This window comes from Aristophania sp. ESL1100, from assembly GCF_058511235.1.
In genome coordinates, this window is the sequence record NZ_CP196394.1 from 1,950,377 (window position 1) to 1,967,580 (window position 17,204).

Annotated in this window: 19 protein-coding genes and 2 tRNA genes; 11 read left to right on the forward strand and 10 right to left on the reverse strand. The window is 45.3% G+C overall.

Features of this window, described 5'->3' with window-relative positions; genetic code table 11:
• Positions 1–346 precede the first annotated feature (346 nt).
• The 3 genes from ACSYSY_RS08870 to ACSYSY_RS08880 all read left to right on the forward strand — a co-directional run bounded on the left by ACSYSY_RS08870 (position 347) and on the right by ACSYSY_RS08880 (position 1,999).
• Positions 347–422, forward strand: a tRNA-Lys gene (locus tag ACSYSY_RS08870).
• A gap of 126 nt (positions 423–548) precedes the next feature.
• Positions 549–1,283, forward strand: a complete 735-nt coding sequence (locus tag ACSYSY_RS08875) for a nucleoside/nucleotide kinase family protein (RefSeq protein WP_491707200.1) — start codon at positions 549–551, stop codon at positions 1,281–1,283.
• Positions 1,284–1,297: 14 nt separating this feature from the next.
• A complete protein-coding gene (locus tag ACSYSY_RS08880) occupies positions 1,298–1,999 on the forward strand; it encodes a dTMP kinase (RefSeq protein WP_491707201.1) in 702 nt (233 codons plus the stop codon).
• A 6-nt stretch (positions 2,000–2,005) separates the two neighbouring features.
• Here ACSYSY_RS08880 and ACSYSY_RS08885 read toward each other — a convergent pair whose 3' ends face one another.
• From ACSYSY_RS08885 to ACSYSY_RS08895, 3 genes are read right to left on the reverse strand one after another with little or no spacing between them, the layout of a single operon-like run.
• The gene (locus ACSYSY_RS08885; RefSeq protein WP_491707202.1) at positions 2,006–2,842 is read right to left on the reverse strand and encodes a hypothetical protein; all 837 of its coding nucleotides are present in this window, start codon (positions 2,840–2,842) and stop codon (positions 2,006–2,008) included.
• On the reverse strand, positions 2,839–4,179 hold the full coding sequence (locus ACSYSY_RS08890; RefSeq protein WP_491707203.1) for a lipopolysaccharide biosynthesis protein: 1,341 nt from the start codon (positions 4,177–4,179) through the stop codon (positions 2,839–2,841). Before ACSYSY_RS08890 ends, ACSYSY_RS08885 begins: the two co-directional genes overlap by 4 nt.
• Positions 4,176–4,877, reverse strand: coding sequence for a histidine phosphatase family protein (locus ACSYSY_RS08895; RefSeq protein WP_491707204.1), 702 nt, complete (start codon positions 4,875–4,877; stop codon positions 4,176–4,178). The genes ACSYSY_RS08890 and ACSYSY_RS08895 overlap by 4 nt, the downstream gene beginning before the upstream one ends.
• A 279-nt stretch (positions 4,878–5,156) precedes the next feature.
• On the opposite strand from ACSYSY_RS08895, the gene rfbB reads away from it, so the two are divergent.
• From rfbB to ACSYSY_RS08920, 5 genes are read left to right on the forward strand one after another with little or no spacing between them, the layout of a single operon-like run.
• On the forward strand, positions 5,157–6,215 hold the full coding sequence (gene rfbB, locus ACSYSY_RS08900; protein WP_491707205.1) for a dTDP-glucose 4,6-dehydratase: 1,059 nt from the start codon (positions 5,157–5,159) through the stop codon (positions 6,213–6,215).
• Positions 6,212–7,114, forward strand: a complete 903-nt coding sequence (gene rfbA / locus ACSYSY_RS08905; protein WP_491707206.1) for a glucose-1-phosphate thymidylyltransferase RfbA — start codon at positions 6,212–6,214, stop codon at positions 7,112–7,114. The genes rfbB and rfbA overlap by 4 nt, the downstream gene beginning before the upstream one ends.
• Positions 7,115–7,127: 13 nt before the next feature.
• The gene (gene rfbC, locus ACSYSY_RS08910) at positions 7,128–7,697 is read left to right on the forward strand and encodes a dTDP-4-dehydrorhamnose 3,5-epimerase (protein ID WP_491707207.1); all 570 of its coding nucleotides are present in this window, start codon (positions 7,128–7,130) and stop codon (positions 7,695–7,697) included.
• The gene (gene rfbD, locus ACSYSY_RS08915; RefSeq protein ID WP_491707208.1) at positions 7,697–8,584 is read left to right on the forward strand and encodes a dTDP-4-dehydrorhamnose reductase; all 888 of its coding nucleotides are present in this window, start codon (positions 7,697–7,699) and stop codon (positions 8,582–8,584) included. The genes rfbC and rfbD overlap by 1 nt, the downstream gene beginning before the upstream one ends.
• 15 nt (positions 8,585–8,599) lie before the next feature.
• Positions 8,600–8,749, forward strand: a complete 150-nt coding sequence (locus ACSYSY_RS08920; RefSeq protein WP_491707209.1) for a hypothetical protein — start codon at positions 8,600–8,602, stop codon at positions 8,747–8,749.
• Here the strand turns inward: ACSYSY_RS08920 and ACSYSY_RS08925 are convergent.
• The 6 genes from ACSYSY_RS08925 to ACSYSY_RS08950 form a co-directional block, all read right to left on the reverse strand.
• Positions 8,746–9,558 carry a metal ABC transporter permease gene (locus tag ACSYSY_RS08925; protein ID WP_491707210.1) on the reverse strand — a complete coding sequence of 271 codons (813 nt, stop codon included), beginning with the start codon at positions 9,556–9,558 and terminating at the stop codon, positions 8,746–8,748. The genes ACSYSY_RS08920 and ACSYSY_RS08925 overlap by 4 nt on opposite strands.
• Positions 9,545–10,210, reverse strand: coding sequence for a metal ABC transporter ATP-binding protein (locus ACSYSY_RS08930; protein WP_491707211.1), 666 nt, complete (start codon positions 10,208–10,210; stop codon positions 9,545–9,547). Before ACSYSY_RS08930 ends, ACSYSY_RS08925 begins: the two co-directional genes overlap by 14 nt.
• Positions 10,207–11,079 carry a metal ABC transporter solute-binding protein, Zn/Mn family gene (locus tag ACSYSY_RS08935; RefSeq protein WP_491707212.1) on the reverse strand — a complete coding sequence of 291 codons (873 nt, stop codon included), beginning with the start codon at positions 11,077–11,079 and terminating at the stop codon, positions 10,207–10,209. The genes ACSYSY_RS08930 and ACSYSY_RS08935 overlap by 4 nt, the downstream gene beginning before the upstream one ends.
• A gap of 116 nt (positions 11,080–11,195) precedes the next feature.
• Positions 11,196–12,107 carry an LTA synthase family protein gene (locus ACSYSY_RS08940; RefSeq protein WP_491707213.1) on the reverse strand — a complete coding sequence of 304 codons (912 nt, stop codon included), beginning with the start codon at positions 12,105–12,107 and terminating at the stop codon, positions 11,196–11,198.
• 866 nt (positions 12,108–12,973) lie between these two features.
• Positions 12,974–13,049 (reverse strand) — tRNA-Ala (locus ACSYSY_RS08945).
• A gap of 79 nt (positions 13,050–13,128) precedes the next feature.
• Positions 13,129–13,749, reverse strand: coding sequence for a Maf family protein (locus ACSYSY_RS08950; RefSeq protein WP_491707214.1), 621 nt, complete (start codon positions 13,747–13,749; stop codon positions 13,129–13,131).
• A 371-nt stretch (positions 13,750–14,120) separates the two neighbouring features.
• Between ACSYSY_RS08950 and hemE the strand changes: the two genes are divergently transcribed.
• The 3 genes from hemE to hemJ are packed head-to-tail and all read left to right on the forward strand — an operon-like array spanning position 14,121 to position 16,343.
• Positions 14,121–15,182, forward strand: coding sequence for a uroporphyrinogen decarboxylase (gene hemE, locus ACSYSY_RS08955; RefSeq protein WP_491707215.1), 1,062 nt, complete (start codon positions 14,121–14,123; stop codon positions 15,180–15,182).
• Entirely contained in the window at positions 15,179–15,886 is a 708-nt protein-coding gene (locus tag ACSYSY_RS08960; RefSeq protein ID WP_491707216.1) for an HAD family hydrolase, read from the forward strand. The genes hemE and ACSYSY_RS08960 overlap by 4 nt, the downstream gene beginning before the upstream one ends.
• A gap of 10 nt (positions 15,887–15,896) precedes the next feature.
• Positions 15,897–16,343, forward strand: a complete 447-nt coding sequence (gene hemJ / locus ACSYSY_RS08965; protein WP_491707217.1) for a protoporphyrinogen oxidase HemJ — start codon at positions 15,897–15,899, stop codon at positions 16,341–16,343.
• Here the strand turns inward: hemJ and ACSYSY_RS08970 are convergent.
• Positions 16,302–16,919 carry a DedA family protein gene (locus tag ACSYSY_RS08970; RefSeq protein ID WP_491707218.1) on the reverse strand — a complete coding sequence of 206 codons (618 nt, stop codon included), beginning with the start codon at positions 16,917–16,919 and terminating at the stop codon, positions 16,302–16,304. The two genes, hemJ and ACSYSY_RS08970, sit on opposite strands and share 42 nt — an antisense overlap.
• Positions 16,920–17,204: the final 285 nt, after the last annotated feature.

Here is a 17,204-nt window from a genome sequence, read left to right on the forward strand (position 1 = left end):
TTTTATGTATAAATTATGTTTTATACATAATACTCTTCATAATTTTACCTTTAACAGGACAAATATATAACTATTTTATGTATTTATTACCTATATGTCTTATGATGTTATTCTGAATTCTGGCAACCTTAATTCATAACTCTTTGCAATGCCGGATTATAAAACTTCGATGAATTTCCAGGCATAATAGTGACTACGCTTATTTATAAAAAGCCTGGATTTTTATCGACTGAATCTCCTTTATTCTCTCATAGAACAGTCCATAATGAGCTGAAAATCGCGATTTTCAGACTTTGCCACTTGTCTGATGTTACAGAGTCTGTTAAGTGGTTTTTGGAATGAATATGGGCACATAGCTCAGTTGGTAGAGCAGCTGACTCTTAATCAGCGGGTCCTAGGTTCGAACCCTAGTGTGCCCACCATATTCGCCTATATCTCAGGAGCATAAAGGCATCTGTTAAACAGGAAGGAATAAATTTCTTCATGTTTTTATAATAGGTGTTTTTACTTAAGATCTAACTTCTGATTAATAAAAAGCGAGACTAAACGTGCTCCACGAGAGAAATATTCATATTATCCCCGTAACAGGCCGTAACCAACCAGTGATCGCCATTATCGGATCAGATGGGAGTGGTAAATCGACTGTCGGAGAGGCTCTTTATGCCAAGATGAGTCTGAATCGTCCCACAAAATTTTGCCACCTGGGCAAACAGTCAGGAAACCTGGGACGCGCTTTAAGAAAATTACCTATTTTAGGAAAATTCTTCCGAAAAAGGGCCAAAAAAGAAGAAAAACGTCTCAAAAAACGGAAAGAATCCTCTTTTTTATCGGTCATAGTGGCCTTTATCATGTCATTACGACGCGTCTACAGATTTAACCATATGCTCCGTTATTATAGGCAGGGTTTTGCTATCCTGACCGATAGATTCCCACAAACTCTTATAGCAGGCCCCCTGGACGGCCCCTCCCTGTCTGACCTTTCATTCAAGGGATGGTTCCTGCATAAGCTTATGAAGCTTGAAAACTGGCTTTATAACCGGATGACGACCTTCAAGCCTGATCTGATTATCCGGTTAAATGTTCCTGTTGACGTCGCTTTTGCCCGCAAACCGGATCATAACCCTGTGAAATTAGCGCGTAAAATATCAGATGTTAGCAGGCTTCATTTTGGGGCCACACCCATTCTTGATCTGAATGCCACGGACCCTCTTGAACAAGTCCTTGCCCAGGCAGGCGAAGCCGTTTATGAAGTCATGAGTATCTATCCTGTAAAACACTTATAAGACAGGTTCTTCTCATGCCTACCAAGCCTGAACACCGTTTTGGTCATCTGATTGCCCTTGTAGGAAGCGACGGGTCAGGCAAGTCCACTTTGAGCCATGATCTGGTTCGCCTCCTGGGGCGGAACAGGAAGACGTCTTATGGCTATCTGGGATTAGGGTCAGGTGACCTTGGCAGACGTATTGGAAAATGGCCGTTTATCGGGAAAATTCTTGAAAAAAAATTGACTCATAAGGCAAAGAAAACGCGAACCAAAGGTGAAAAAATTCCAGGTTTTGTTACGGCAAGTGTCGTATTTGCCTTTTCTCTGCTTCGTTTCAGCCGTTTTAAACGTGTGAAGCAGGCAGTTGAAGCGGGCTATCTGGTCATTACAGACCGCTATCCCCAGAATGAAATCCCGGGTAATTGTGATGGTCCCGGGCTATCTGTTGCCACGACCAATAACCCTTTTATTCGTCTTATGGCAAAAATGGAGCGACAGCTCTATCAGAAAATGGCTGATTTTCAACCTGATCTGGTTCTGTTTCTGGAGGTGGATCTTGAAACATCATTGCAAAGAAAACCTGACCATGATGCCGAAACTCTTAAAACCAAAATTGATATCATGCCTCGCCTGACTTTTAATGGTGCTCCGAAAAAGACCATTAATGCCTGTCAACCCTATGAGAAAGTCCGTCAGGACATTATCTCGGCCTTAAAAAATGCCAGATTCCTTTAAAAATGATTAGTGAGCTTTGTTCAGGAATTTCCTGATTCTTTTCAGGACTTCTTCAGGTATTCTTATATTGTCCTGAAAATACCCGACCTTATTCTGGAATTTCTTTTCCACATATTCATCGTGGCAGTCACCCATCATTCCATTGATTGTAGCTAGGTACGCGGAAAACTGATCCAGCTGAGCTGAAGGACGGACCGTTCTCAACGTATCATTAAACGAGACCCAACGGCTGAATATTTTACGCATTGCATGAAAACTATGAGCCGTCATCTGCTCCTTATTTTCAAAAGCCGCCTTTAATTTCTCTATTTCCTTCTTATGAAAAGTCCTGATCCCCTCCGGAGTATCTGCTCTAAACGCCTTTAATTCCCTTTCCATTGAGGCCTGAAACAGAGGAGACAGAAACAGCAACAGAGTCATTCCATATTTCAATGTAAGAAACCGTTGTCCATTCTTGAAACTGTCCTGCATTTTCCCCATTGTCACAATTGCCGAGTGGAAGAAACCAGGCAGCTGGTGACATTTATCAAAATTGGTATAGGCAAATCGCATATGTTTAAAGCGTGCTCTTACATATTTAAAAAAGAGTCGCTCTTCTTCTGTAGCACAACCTTTAACGGCCAATTTCAGGATAAGACGGCGGAACGCCTTAAAATCAGTATTACGTTTCAGGAGCTGCCAGCATAACTTATAGGAGAGTTCTATTTCCTCAGATGTAATAGTGTCTTCAAAATTATAATCAAGTTCCGCTTCAAAGTGAGGGACATCATCAAGAAGGATATATTCAAAAAGCCTGTCTAATCTTTCCTGTGGAAAGACTGGGTAATCCAAATTACATTTCATATTTTATGTGAGCCTCGCTCATGTGGCGCGACAATATACTGCCTTCTTATATACGTTATGATAGCAAGACCTATACTGAATAAGGCCCCAAGAATACTGCTGACAACAAAGGCCAGTGCCACACCGTGAAGACCATAATAATGCCCCAGAATCAATAAGAGAGCTATATAGAGGGCAGAGGCAATGAATTGCAACAGGATCAACCGACTTAACTTGCCTGCTGTATTAAGGAGTCCTCTCAAAGGAAATATAAGCATATCGAAAATAAGTGCCGGAGCCATCCAGCTCATAATCGTTGCTGCCTGTACATAACGATGTCCAAACAGATTGATAACCGGCTTCCCTCCAATATAAACAATTAACAGAACGGCTGTTCCCAGACAAAATCCTATAAAACTCATTTTAGCCGCAAGTTTCCAAGGTTCTTTCGTTCTTGTATCCAAACGGGCAATCTCTGAGTAATACCCCTTATCAAGTAACGCTACAGGTCTACGAACCGCGTCAATAAAGGTCATGGCCAGACTATAGAGACCAACGGAAGCCGTCCCCAACATTTTCCCAATGAGCAGATTACTCAAAGGACCCCATACTGTGCTGAGTAGGGTATTAACACTCGTCAGCCAGACGAAACTCCATATGCCTTTAGGCATATTACGGCTGGTGGAAATGAGGCCTGGTCTCAATCCCTTCAATAAATTATGACGTTTTAATTCAAGATAGGAAATAATCCAGCAATAAACGTCCGAGGCAACGTTGCCTGCGTACCACCCCAATAAAAATCCTGGCAACCCATAACCTTTGATCCACGCTATAAAACTAATCACGGTCCGGACAATAGGAGAGACAATCTGCCGTTTACTGAGGACATCTATACGGTCAAAGAGTCTCAGAATTCCATAATCACTCGACAGGCTGAGGAATGGGATAAGAGTGCAATAAAGCATGGCAATATGACGATGATTGGCATGCACGCCTATCTTGGGCCCCAGGAACCATAAGATAGCCATACCTATAATCATCGCCACAAATCCTGCGCTCAGATCCAGGGCAATGCCAAAACCAATGGCCGTTTTAACCTTTTCTGTTTCCCCCTTTTTCCAGGGAACAGCCCCATAATGCAGGATAACTTGCCAGCTTTGAAACTGCCCTATATCAGCAACCGCCTGAGCATAAGCCTTGATAAGGATCATAACTCCAAAATCACTCGGAATAAGGCCATGAGTAGCGCAGAAAAGAGCTCCTAACCCGAAGAAGGCTCCCGCAAGTTTTCCTGTCGCAAGTTTTCCTGCATTTTTCAGAACAAGCATGAAGAGATCATCTCGGAACCAGCTTTTCATGCATGTCTCTCCCCGAAATGAGCCAGAGAATTAACAGTAATCACACGCCATTGTTCCGCGATATGTTCCAATATGGTTACGGAAAGATTCTGGACAGTGAAATGAAGTGCCGCATCAGCAGAAATACCCATGGCATGGGCCAATGCCATCCGAATAACACCACCATGGCTTATAATCACTGTTTCCTGTCCTGCATTTTTCTTTACTAAATCTTCAAGAGCTGTCCCGACACGACGTTTCACGTCTTCCAGGCTTTCTCCATCAGGAGGACATTCCGTGGCAGAAAGAGCCCAGAAATCTGAAGCTTCCTGCTTTCGCCGGAGGCAGAACTCATTATAATGCAATCCGCTCCAGGCTCCCAGATCCTGCTCCATAAAACAAGGCTCTTCCTGTAACGTGACGGAGGGATTTCCTCCCTCAAGGAGAGTCTGCGCTGTAATAACAGCCCGTTTCAGAGGAGACGTGACCCACAAAGCTGATTGAGGCAGGCAACGAGCCAGATTTTTATAAATAAAGCGCTGTTCTTTCATCGTGTCCAGGCAAAGAGGGACATCTTCGTTCCCATACATGATTTGCCGCGAAAGAGGATCCACCAGCGCGTGCCTGACAAACCATAACCGCGTTACCCCTTCTTGAAGGTGTGGCTCGTCAAGAAAAGGAATTTTCTCCTTTTTTCCGGCAGAACGATGGTTTTTCACGAGATTATCTTTTATCAACACTATTCACGTGCTTCTTCTTAACGGGTAAAACCTTTTTCTTAAAGGCCCAGACAGGCAAATTTTAGCAGGAGTGAGGTATAAAATTTGTTATTTATTCTAAATTTGATCAAAACGAAATGAAATAAAAAATAAAATAAACCTTTCTACAAAAACTAAAAAGATGACTAAACCGCTTATTTGACGTAAACTAACGCAAAAATTAAGGTTTTCGAAATAATAATCTTGTGACTTTGTCTCGTTATTTAGGGTTAATTACTGATGTTTATTCTCCTGACAGGTGGTCATGGTTTTATTGGGTCAGCCGTTATACGGCATCTCATAACAAATACTGATCATGACGTCCTTAATGTCGATTGCATGACTTATGCGGCTTCGGCTGAAAATTTGTCCGAAATTGAACTGCCGAAATCCCGCTATCGTCACGAATGCGTCAATATTACAAATTCTGATGAAATTCATCGTCTCTTCAGCCAGTATAAACCGGATGCCGTTATGCATCTCGCTGCAGAAAGCCATGTTGACCGTTCCATAGACAACCCTGATAATTTTATTCAGACAAATATCATCGGTACTTACACTCTTCTCGAAAATGCCCGGACCTATTGGCGCACACTCGAAGGGGACAAAAAGGAAAATTTCCGTTTTCTTCATGTTTCAACAGACGAGGTATTTGGCCATTTAAGCGTCGATGCCCCAGCTTTTACAGAGCAGTCACCTTATGATCCAAGGAGCCCCTATTCAGCAACAAAGGCTTCTTCAGATCATCTTGTAAGGGCTTGGCACAGTACGTATGGTTTTCCGAGCTTTGTGACCAACACGACCAATAATTACGGTCCCTGGCACTTTCCTGAAAAACTCATCCCTCTTGTCATCATAAAAGCACTTAAAGGTCAGCCTTTGCCTGTTTACGGGAAAGGGGACAATATCCGTGACTGGTTATTTGTCGAAGATCATGCCAAAGCACTCGTCAAAGCCATAGAGACAGGCAAAGCTGGCGAAACCTACGCTATCAGCGGCCGTCAGCCCCGTACCAATCTTGAAGTGGTCAGGAAAATCTGTGCAATTCTTGACCAGTTGCGCCCTGATCCTGCCGGCCCACGGGAACGTCTGATTCATTTTGTTTCAGATAGGCCCGGCCATGATTTCCGTTACGAAATCAACCCTGATCACGCAGAAAAAACCTTATCCTGGAAAGCGGAACATAATTTTGACACGGGATTGCGTAAAACGATTGAGTGGTTTCTCACCCATGAATCATGGTGGCAGGCCATTATTGATAAACGATACACAGGCCAGAGATTAGGGAGCGGGTCATGAAAGCCATTCTTCTTTCAGGGGGATCCGGTACACGTCTCCATCCTGTCACTCTTGGGGTCTCTAAACAGCTGCTCCCTGTTTATGACAAACCCATGATTTATTACCCACTGACCACCCTGATCCTCTCTGGAATCAGGGAGATCATGATCATCACAACCCCTCATGATTTACCGCAATTTCAGAGACTGCTCGGCGATGGCTCTCAATTTGGTGTGGAATTTACCTATCGCGTTCAGCCAAAACCTGACGGAATTGCCCAGGCATTTCTGATTGCTGCTGATTGGATTGATGGCGCATCCTGTGCTCTGGCACTGGGTGATAACCTCATTTTTGCAGCTAACTTAAGCACAAAATTACAGGCCGCCAGACAGAAAGCTCATGGCGCCACTGTTTTTGCCTATCAGGTTCGCGATCCGCAACGCTATGGCGTTATCAGTTTCGATCAGGATGGAAAAGCCCTGACCATAGAAGAGAAACCTGAGACCCCTCTTTCAAACTGGGCCGTGACCGGTCTCTATTTTTATGACCAGCGTGTCTGCGATATGGCCTCCAGCTTGAAGCCGAGCCCACGGGGAGAGCTGGAAATTACTGATTTAAACCGGATGTATCTGGAAGAAAATGATCTCCAGGTCAGTCTTTTAGGGCGTGGATGTGCATGGCTTGATGCTGGATTGCCCGACAGCCTGATGCAGGCAGGCACATTTGTACAGGCTATCCAATCACGGCAGGGCATGCTTGTGGGCTCTCCGACAGAAGCCGCATTTCGTATGGGTTTCATCTCTCTTGAAGACCTTTACGCCCAAGCCAGAAATATGGCGAAGACTGAATTAGGGAAAATGCTGCTTCATCTGGCAGAGAGTTCAGAAGATCACGCCGCCTCTCTTACCAAAGCGCTCTAAAAGGATATTTTTCGTGGACATTAAATCTCTCTCTATCCCTGAGGTCCTGCTGATCACCCCCCCTCGCTATGGTGATGACAGGGGATTTTTCTCCGAAACATATAATGCTGAAGCTCTGGCCAAAGCTGGAATAAAACAGGCTTTTGTGCAGGATAACCAGAGCCTTTCACGCGCGAAAGGTGTCGTACGTGGCCTCCATTGTCAGCTCCCTCCCTATGCACAGGGGAAACTTGTCCGCGTAACAAAAGGAGCCATCTGGGATGTTGCTGTCGATGCCAGAACCGGCTCTCCTACTTTCGGACAATGGGTGGGGGCTGAACTCTCGGCAGAAAACTGGTCCCAGCTCTGGATTCCACCAGGATTTCTGCATGGTTTCGTCACTTTGACGGAAAATACTGAAGTTCTTTATAAATGCACCGCTCTTTACCATAAAGACTCTGAACGCTCAGTCCGCTGGGATTGCAAGGGACTTGGTATTTCCTGGCCTGTAAAGGCCGAAGATGCTGTACTTTCTGAAAAGGATCAGGCAGCGAAAGGCTTTTCACAGGTCCAGGACTGGTTTGCCTATCAGCAGGTGTCCTGATGTCAGCCAGCCCTTCCATTCTCGTAATCGGTCAGAACGGACAGCTTGCCCAGTCGCTTAAAGCCTCTGGTTATGAAAAGATGACGGCCATCGGGCGACCTGAGTTTGACCTGAACCATCCGGAAAACTTTCCTGACTTTCTGCGGAAACATAACCCTGACTTCGTCGTAAACGCTGCTGCCTGGACAGCGGTTGATCTGGCAGAAACAGAGCCCGATAATGCACGAAAAGGCAATTTCACCGGGCCAGCCTTTATGGCACAGGAATGTGCTCTAAGGCATATTCCCTTTATCCATATTTCAACAGATTACGTATTTGATGGGAAAAAGGGACAACCCTATAAAGAGAATGACCCGATCTGCCCCGAAACAGTCTATGGAAAAACCAAGGCAGAAGGAGAGAAAGCGGTCCTCTCTCTCCACCCCCAAAGCCTGATTTTGCGAACGTCCTGGGTTTATTCAGCCTATGGACGCAATTTTGTGAAAACCATGATCAAAGCGGGCGCTCAAAATCCCGTTCTGAAAGTTGTCAGCGACCAGAAAGGCAACCCGACCTCTTCTGATGATCTTGCCCGGATTATCCTCGGGATTATAGAGCAGATCCATCAAAAAAACTGGCATGAATCCTACCATGGGATTTTTCATGCCTGTGGCAAAGGGGACGCAACCTGGTTTGAACTGGCGCGTTGTGCCTTGCAACAGGCCGCACAATTTGGGCAGAAAGAACCGGAAATCCTGCCAATTCTCACGCAGGACTGGCCGACACCGGCTAAAAGACCCGCTGATTCGCGTATGGATACCACAAAGCTGGAAGAAACTTTTTCTCTTTCCTTCCCCTTCTGGGAGGAGAGTGTTGCTATGATTGTGCGAAAAATTTTCTCACCCTGAAGAGGAAAGCAAGCAATGAGATTTTTCTGGAATAACCCCGAATTAAGTCAGGACCCGACGAAGATCCCTGTCATAAGCATGCGTCTTCTGATCGGGATTCATGTTTCCCTGATCGCTTTCATTGCCTTGATCCACTGGACAGCCACCAGCCTTCACGATTTTTAAACGGGCCTCCAGAAACGCCACTGGCCTGCCAGAATATAGAGTATGACAGCGCCCGTCCCGATCAGAAAGGCGACGGGCACATCTGTATACCAGGAAATAGCCAGAGAGCTCCAGGACAGAACCAGAGCGCTTACAACAGAAAAGCAAAGCCCCCAAAGAGGCGTCAGACCAAGTCTGAAGGCCGCAGCCGCAGGGCCTATCATCAGACTGAAGGACAGCAAGGTACCGGCAACCTCTGAGCAGGCGGCTGTTGCCAACGCTGTCATCGCCATAAAGCTATAGGAAATAACCGGCAGCCTAACACCTCGCGCTTCAGCCAATTCAGGGGCCAGCGTTGTAAAAAGAAGCGGGCGCCCCAGAATGACCAACCCTGCCAGGCAGAGACATGTTACTGCAGCCAATCCCATCAATGTCTGGTTACTCAGGCCCAGAACATCCCCAAACAATAAATTTGTTGCCTGATTTGACGCACTATTTGCCTCAAAAAGACAAAAAACCCCCACTCCGAGACTGGCAGCCAGAACAAGCCCTGTTATCATTTCACGTTGGGCATAAACCGATAACTGCGATTTTTTATGATTATCATAAGCCATAAAAATTCCGGCAATCAGACTTGAAAGCATCATCCCGGTAAAAGGGGAAATTTTCAGCCAGATTGCAGCAGCAGCCCCGCTGAAACCCACATGAGGCAGAGCATGAGCCGCAAAGATCTGGTGCCGCAGGACGATAAACCAGCCCAGGATTCCCGCCAGAATGGAAACCAGAAAACAGCCGACAAAAGCATGACGCATAAAGTCATAACTCAACATGAAGGTGCCCTTTTTCCAGTCTCATTTCCTGCACAGGGTAGGCTATATCACATAAAGAGACGATGTCATGAGACGTCATAATAAAGCGTAGACCAAGCTTTTCCCTCAACTGGCCAAATAAGGCCAGGCTTTCTTCCCGTGCCTGCTGATCCAATGCCGAAAAGGGTTCGTCAAGAATCAGGACGTCGGGTTTCCCTGCCAGAGCCTGTGCCAACGCAACACGCTGGCGCTCTCCCCCCGAGAGAACTCCCAGAGAGCGATTTGCCAGAGCTGAGACGCCTGTCAGCTCCAGAAGCTCCAAAGCACGCTTGCGACGCTCTTTTTTAAGAGAAAACCCCCATAACGTGCCATCCAGACTTGCCATAACATGGCTGATCACTGGAAGCATCAGAGCGGTCTGCCCGATATTCTGAGGCATATAACCAAGCACAGGATGTTTTTTCGAAGGAGGGTCAAAACGCAAGGAAACGGTTCCCGACTTTAAATCTGCCAATCCCAGAAGCGCTCTGAGAAACGTCGTTTTTCCAACACCATTACGCCCTCTCAAAATCATCAGGCCTTCAAGAGGGATAGATTGGGTATCATCATCGAGAACAACGACCTGTCCTGCCAGCAGGCTGGCATGATCGAGTGAAAGAACGATCTGTTTCACCCTGCGTGATCTTTCCGAGCCAGAGCGCTCGATAACTGATCCAGAATTTGTGACATCCATTCTTGCCAGTTTAATCCGTCGGGCAGCGTTTCCTGAATGGTTACCAGCGGAATTTTCTCCTGAGCAGCCAGTTCCAGCAAACTATTAATCTGTGTGGATTTAACAGACGGATTTACAATCAGAGCCTGGATCTGCTTATTTTTAAAGGACTCCTCCAACTTTGCCGTTTCCCTTGCTGAAACCCCGCTCTGATTCATGACTGACAAAGCCCAGTGTTGATCACTGACTGTCAGGCCCGTTTTTGAAAGAAGACGCATACCGGCAGGCTCTGTCAGAGCAACAGACAATCCCTGATAATGTTGCTTGAAGGAATTCAGCTTCTGACCGAGCTCATCAAGAGACTGCTCAAATTTATCCAGATTGGTTTGGTAAAGTGCCCGGTTTTGCGGTGCTTTTTCTGTCAGCCAGTTTCTCAGAGTGACAGCAACAGCTTTTACGATCACCGGATCGAAAAAAAGATGAGGGTCTTCCCCCTCATGCCATTGGGCAATTTTTGCAACCACGAGTGAATCTGTCCCGGCTTTATGGAAGGAAAGAGCCCAGTCATCGTACGTGGCTCCATTGATCAGGAAGCCATCAGACTGCCCGACTGAGCGCCATAAGGAGGGTGAAGGTTGAAAATGATGCGGATTTAGCCCGGGAGCTGACAAAAGCGTTCTGGTTTTCAAATTCTGCCCGCCAATCTGTTGGGCAATATTACACCAGACAGCTTCAACACATAAAAGAGACGGTTGTGATTCCGCTCTCACTTTCTGAAAAAAAGCACTTCCCAGAAAACAAAGTGATATTAAAATTACAAAATTCGACAAAACTCTCTTTTTTGCACGCTGTAAAAAGCGCATTAACCACTCCTGTCATCAGCCAGCTTCACAGTCTTTTATAAAACAACTGACGGGCGGGTAAAATAACAGATACACGCATCAAATTATTTTGCTTTTGTATCCTGGCCGTCTTTACCGTTCCGGGTGATCATTCTGAGAATAACGTCATGAAGTTCCGCAGGGGTTAACGATACAGGCAAAACCGGTTTTGACGACGAGATCTGAGCATTTGGCCTGAGAATGACGTAAGGCGTGCTACGCTCCAACCCTTCAACAGGAGGAACATTTTTCAAAGCAGGCCGGTGGTCACTGAAAAAAACAAGCATGATGTCTTTTTTGCTTTCCTTGATCGCGTCACGAACTCTTCCAAGCATAACATCCCCATTACGGGCATGTTCACGCCAGGCCTCAGATCCTGTTTTCTGTTTCAGACGGTTTTTTTTCCAGGGACCATGATTTTCAATAGTGACACAATAAGCCAGAAAATTTTCATTTTCATGAAGATATGTCAGCAAATAATCTGTCAGAGCCTTATCTGATATATAAGGGCCGTAATGATCAGACTTTTTAAAAGGCTCTTCTCCAACAATTTTCGTAAATCCCAAAGAAGGCATAAGGCGCTTGCGCCCATAAAATCTGAGATCATAAGGATGTAAAAAAAGCGCTTTTGAGTAAAATTCCTTTAATCGGGAAGGCAAGGCATGTGAGGTCATATCATGCGCTGATAAAAACGGGTCAAACTGTTTATAGGATAAAAGCTGCTCACTTCCCCCACAGAGAACACCATACTCACTCCGCATGGTGTAAGCCCCTAAGCCGCTGGGCTCCAATTTGCCCCACATGACAGCTTCTTTCCGGCTTTGAGCGAGTTCAGGCAGGTTCTCCCATGCCTTATCAAGATCAGCAGGGTCTGAAAAAGATTCACACTGGATGATGATGACAGATTCAGGTGCACCTGGAACAAAGGACAGGACCGGCTGAGCCGGGAGAGAGCCTTCACGCTTCCAACGACACATATATAACATCAACACAGGAAGAAGCCCCTGAGTCTTTACATCGTTCCATAAAGCAGGCGGAGGCCCCCCTGCTCTGGAGCGGCTTTCCAATAAAAACCACAATAGACACGCCGAGCAAAAAGCTAAGAGACCGCCTTCTATTCTGATGATTAGATCACGTGATGAGGTAAAAAAAACAACCGCTATAAGCGTAAAAAAACCGATTATAACTAAAATACGCGTTATAATGGGAATTGCCTGAATATAAAATGCCGGATGTTTTATAAAACCAGATAATAAAGCCATATCTGAAAAAACAAGTGGCTCATTTAGTAATTTCAATTTAATATTTGATGCTGTTATAAAAACAAGAAAAATGATCGTTCCAAAAAACAAGGAAGCATATACTGAGCCCGTCAATAGAAGAATAAATCCATTAAGAATCACTATAGGTAAAACGCGTAGAAAAATGGAATTTATACTTCGCCCGAATGAATATGGGCGGACCATAAGATCACATATCTCGCTTATTATGATACTTCCTATAATAAGGGAAAATATATTATGTCCATGGTCCAGAATTGTCACAGTCTCACGCTGATCCTCTGAAAAGACCGGTTTATACGTATAAATTTCATGATCATGATATTACGGTAAATCAGACTGTTAAAAAATATATATTAATTGCCCATGCTTAATGAAACGACTTTTCGATAATGACGATTTAAGGCGTCTTATACACTCATTTTAGACGTGGCGAATTATAAGGCTATTTTAACAATATTACAAAATAGAATGAACGACACTGAAATCCGGCGAGAAGAACCCAGGACAGGTGCCTGACGCTTTTATTCACGACAGAATAAACATATTTCATAATAACGGGGTGGTGGAGCCAATCGGGATCGAACCGACGACCTCCTGAATGCCATTCAGGCGCTCTCCCAACTGAGCTATGGCCCCTTAAAACAGGAAAGTCCTTCCTGTCTGTGCTCCCTATATCCTGCCCTGTATCACAAAGCAAGAGTGAAAAAAAACTTCGTTAAAATTTATCTGCCAAAACATCATTCTGACGCAACGCTTCCAGAAGCGGTAATATAGGAAGCCCTAAAATAGCGCTTCTTTCACCCTTGATCTGTGAAAAAAGGTGAATCCCCAGTGCCTCTATCCTGTAAGCCCCTACAGACTGGAGCACATTATCTCCCTCTGCTGCGACATAGGACCTGATAAATGAATCCGACAGTGCCCTCATGTGCAATTCAGGGGCACTGACATGTTTCCAGATGATCTTTCCACCTGAGTGGAGGACCATCGCTGTCTGCAGGCAATGTGTTTTCCCTCTCAATTCCTGCAAATGCGTAACAGCCTCTTCCCTCGTTTCCGGTTTTGAAAAGATCCTGCCCTCAAGTTCTAATATCTGGTCAGCAGCAAGAATGATTCTGTCCGGTGGAAGAGCGGCAGCTGCCTTTTCTGCTTTCGCTTCTGCCAGCTTTACGGCAATTTCCTTAATGGGCGTTCCTTTTTCTGTCTCACAGCAGCGTAAAGCCTCTTCATCAAGGTCGACGCTATAAATCTCTGGAACAATACCAGCCTGTTCGAGCAGAGCTCTCCGCGTCAGCGAGCCACTTGCCAACACGAAAGGTTTTTGAAGACGGATATTCATAAAACTGACCTTTTCAAAACGACTCCAGTACTAAATCCCAGCACTAAATCGATGTCTATAAAGGCTTTTCATCTTTGAGGATAAATTAAGTGCAATATGGGGTACATGGGGATTGTACGGGACTCTTTGCCTGATAGTACCGAGTACCGGGGATGAAACCGTACGACCTCAAAAATAGGGGATTGTACACAGCCTTTCTGTGGAAAAATCTGGATAGTTTGCTATAGCCCTTTATATTCCTCATTTTTCAAGTTGTACACACTGTGAGTAAAACGGGGTACATTTCTAGAAAGCCGGGTACCCCGATATCCACAGCCTTCCATAACCACCTCAGAATTTCTTTATTTCTTATTTTATGATTAGAGTGCTGTATGACATCGAATAACTCTTCCCATTTTCAGAAAAAGCCTTCCTCAAAACCTCTTTTGCAGGTTCTACAGGGACAGGAAATCTGGCCCCCTCCCATCTGGCTGATGCGCCAGGCAGGTCGCTATCTGCCTGAGTTCAGAGCATTACGAGCACAGGCGGATTTCCTGACTCGGTGCATGACGCCTGACATCGCCGTGGAGCTGACAATGCAGCCCATCAGGCGTTATCAAATGGATGGAGCGATCTTATTTTCAGATATCCTGATTCTGCCCTGGGTGATGGGGCAGTCACTGGCCTTTATTGAAGGGAAAGGCCCCGTTCTTGAGCCGATCCGTAATGAACGTGATCTGAATACCCTGAATGAGGAAAAAGTTTTCGAGGCGATTGCCCCTATCAGGGAAACATTGGCCATTCTTTCAAAAGAACTCCCTTCCGCCACCACTCTCCTCGGTTTTGCAGGCAGCCCATTTACAGTGGCGTGCTATATGGTTGAAGGGGGCGGCTCACGCGATTTTGCACAAACACGCAGAATGATGTTGCAGGAACCGGCCCTTTTCCAGAAATTGATAACCCTCCTGACCAGAGCGACGGCCAATATGCTGAGTGCTCACATTGAAGCTGGCGCTGAAGCCGTTATGCTTTTTGATTCATGGGGTGGGATTTTACCGCCGGAAGAATTCAGGAAATTTGTCATTAACCCTACGCGGGACATTGTAAAAAGCCTCAAAGAGAAACATCCCCAGACACCGATTATAGGATTTCCGCGTCTGGGAGGGATCATGTCACTGGAATATGCCGAACATACGTCTCTGGACTGCGTGGCCCTTGATACCGTGGCGGATATGGAACGTATTTCAAAAATGCTTCCTTCCACGATGGCTCTCCAGGGTAATCTTGACCCTATGATTTTGCTGAATGGGGGAGAAACACTGGTTAAAGAGGCTATACGTATCCGAGACAGCCTGAAAGGACGTCGTCACATTTTCAATCTTGGTCATGGTGTTATGCAGCAGACCCCGCCTGAAAATGTGGCCCTTCTTGTCGAAACAGTGAGGTCCGTATGACACAGAAATCTGACGAATTAAGAAATGGCCTGAAACTGGTCGTTTTTGATTGCGATGGTGTTCTCATTGACAGTGAAGGACCAGCCTGCCGTAAAGTGGCGGAATATGCCCGGTCTCTGGGTATAAAAATATCAGATCAGGAAGCCATGGCCCGTTATGGGGGCCATACCCTCGCCCAGACGATCAGGCTTTTTGAAGAAGAGCTTGGTTATTCCCTTCCCCCTGAGACATTACCGGAAATGCGCACTATGCTGATTGCATTTCTGAAAACGGGCATTGATCCCATTCCGGGTGCGCTGGAGCTATTGAGAGATCTCAATAACCGTGGAATTCCGTTTTCCATAGGGTCAAATTCCTCCATTGCGGAAATGGAAGCAAAATTTGCTCATACAAAAATGGATCAATTGATTCCCCCTGAGCGTATTTTTTCAGCAAATGATATGGGATGTCATAAGCCTGACCCCGGCGTTTATCTTCATGCAGCCAGGCAACAAGGTGTAAAACCTGAAGAGGTGGTCGTCATTGAGGATAGTGATATCGGAGCAGAAGCGGTGAAGCGTGCCGGTATGTCCTGCCTTTTGTTGAGAGCTCCCTCTCATCCGCTTCCGCCTTACTGGCCTGTCCCTCATTTTGTGCAGATTACAGATTTGTCTGAAGTCATGCCGCTTTTATTACCAAAACTTGCTTCAGATAGTACGCATTAAGAGAAACTTTATGGCCAGTATTTTCCAAAGTCATCTTACCTGGATCCTATCGCTGCATGTCATGGCCTTTATTTCATGGATGGCGGGGATATTTTATTTACCCAGGCTTTTTGTCTATCATACGCAGGTTAAAACAGGCACTGAAGACTATAAACGCTTCTGCCTGATGGAAAGACGGCTTTACAGGCAGATTATGACACCCGCCATGATAATGACGTTCCTGACAGGGGGCCTCATGGCGGCTTTACCGCATATTGTGGACTGGAACAGTTTCTGGTGGTGGGGAAAGCTCCTGTCAGTCATAGGAATGGCGGCTTTTCAGGGAGCTTGTGGATGTTGGAGACGGCAGTTCGAGCAGGAAAAAAACAGTCATAATGAGCGTTTTTACCGCTTTGTGAATGAAATACCGACGATTTTAATGATGATTATCGTTGTTATGATTATTGTCAGGCCCTAAGTCACCGGGAGAAGGAGGATGATTTTCTTCTTCAAGCCGTGCCTTGATAATAAGATGCTCCTCATGACGGCGTAAAAAGAAAAAGCCTGTAATGACAGCAATGATAATGAGGAATCCGACCACAAAGCTGGCAGGCCCTGAAAATTTTTCAATCTGGCGACCAATTTCATAAGTTACCAGAACGTAACAATTTCCCCAGACGATGGCTCCTGTTGCATTATAAAACAGGAAGCTTCTCCAGGGCATTCGTGACGCACCGGCAATCAGGGCAATAAAGAGCCGTAAGAAGATGATAAAGCGCCCCAGAAAAATGCTGGGACCGCCAAAATGTCTGAAAAAATAGCGCCCTAATAAAAGACGGTCTTCAGTCAGGCCAATTTTGGCACCATATTTTTTCAGAAGGTTATAACCAATTTTCGAACCCACAAGATAGCCGATATTATCCCCCATTATTGCGCCGATCACAGCAGAGAGAATAAGCCCGTCGGCTGAGAGATGATGCGTCTGGGAAGCATAAAGAGAGGCAATAACCAGCAGGCTTTCTGCCGGAAGCGGTAAGCCAGTGCTTTCCAGCATAATGATTGTGCCGATCAGGAGATACGCATACAGGCTCGGGATCTGGGAAAGATAGACTGCGATGTCTGAAAAATGAAACAGTGTTCAACTCCTGATATAATGTATCATCAACTGGTTATTCCACCAGGGATTTTCGAAAACTTATTTTGTATCAGGATGCTTATTTTATAAAAGGAAAAAGATTTATGCAAAAATTAATTAAGGGCAATATTTAGAATTTATATTTATGAAGAATGGGATTTTTGGAACTTAAATAAAGTAATGGATGATAATTTTATATAACTA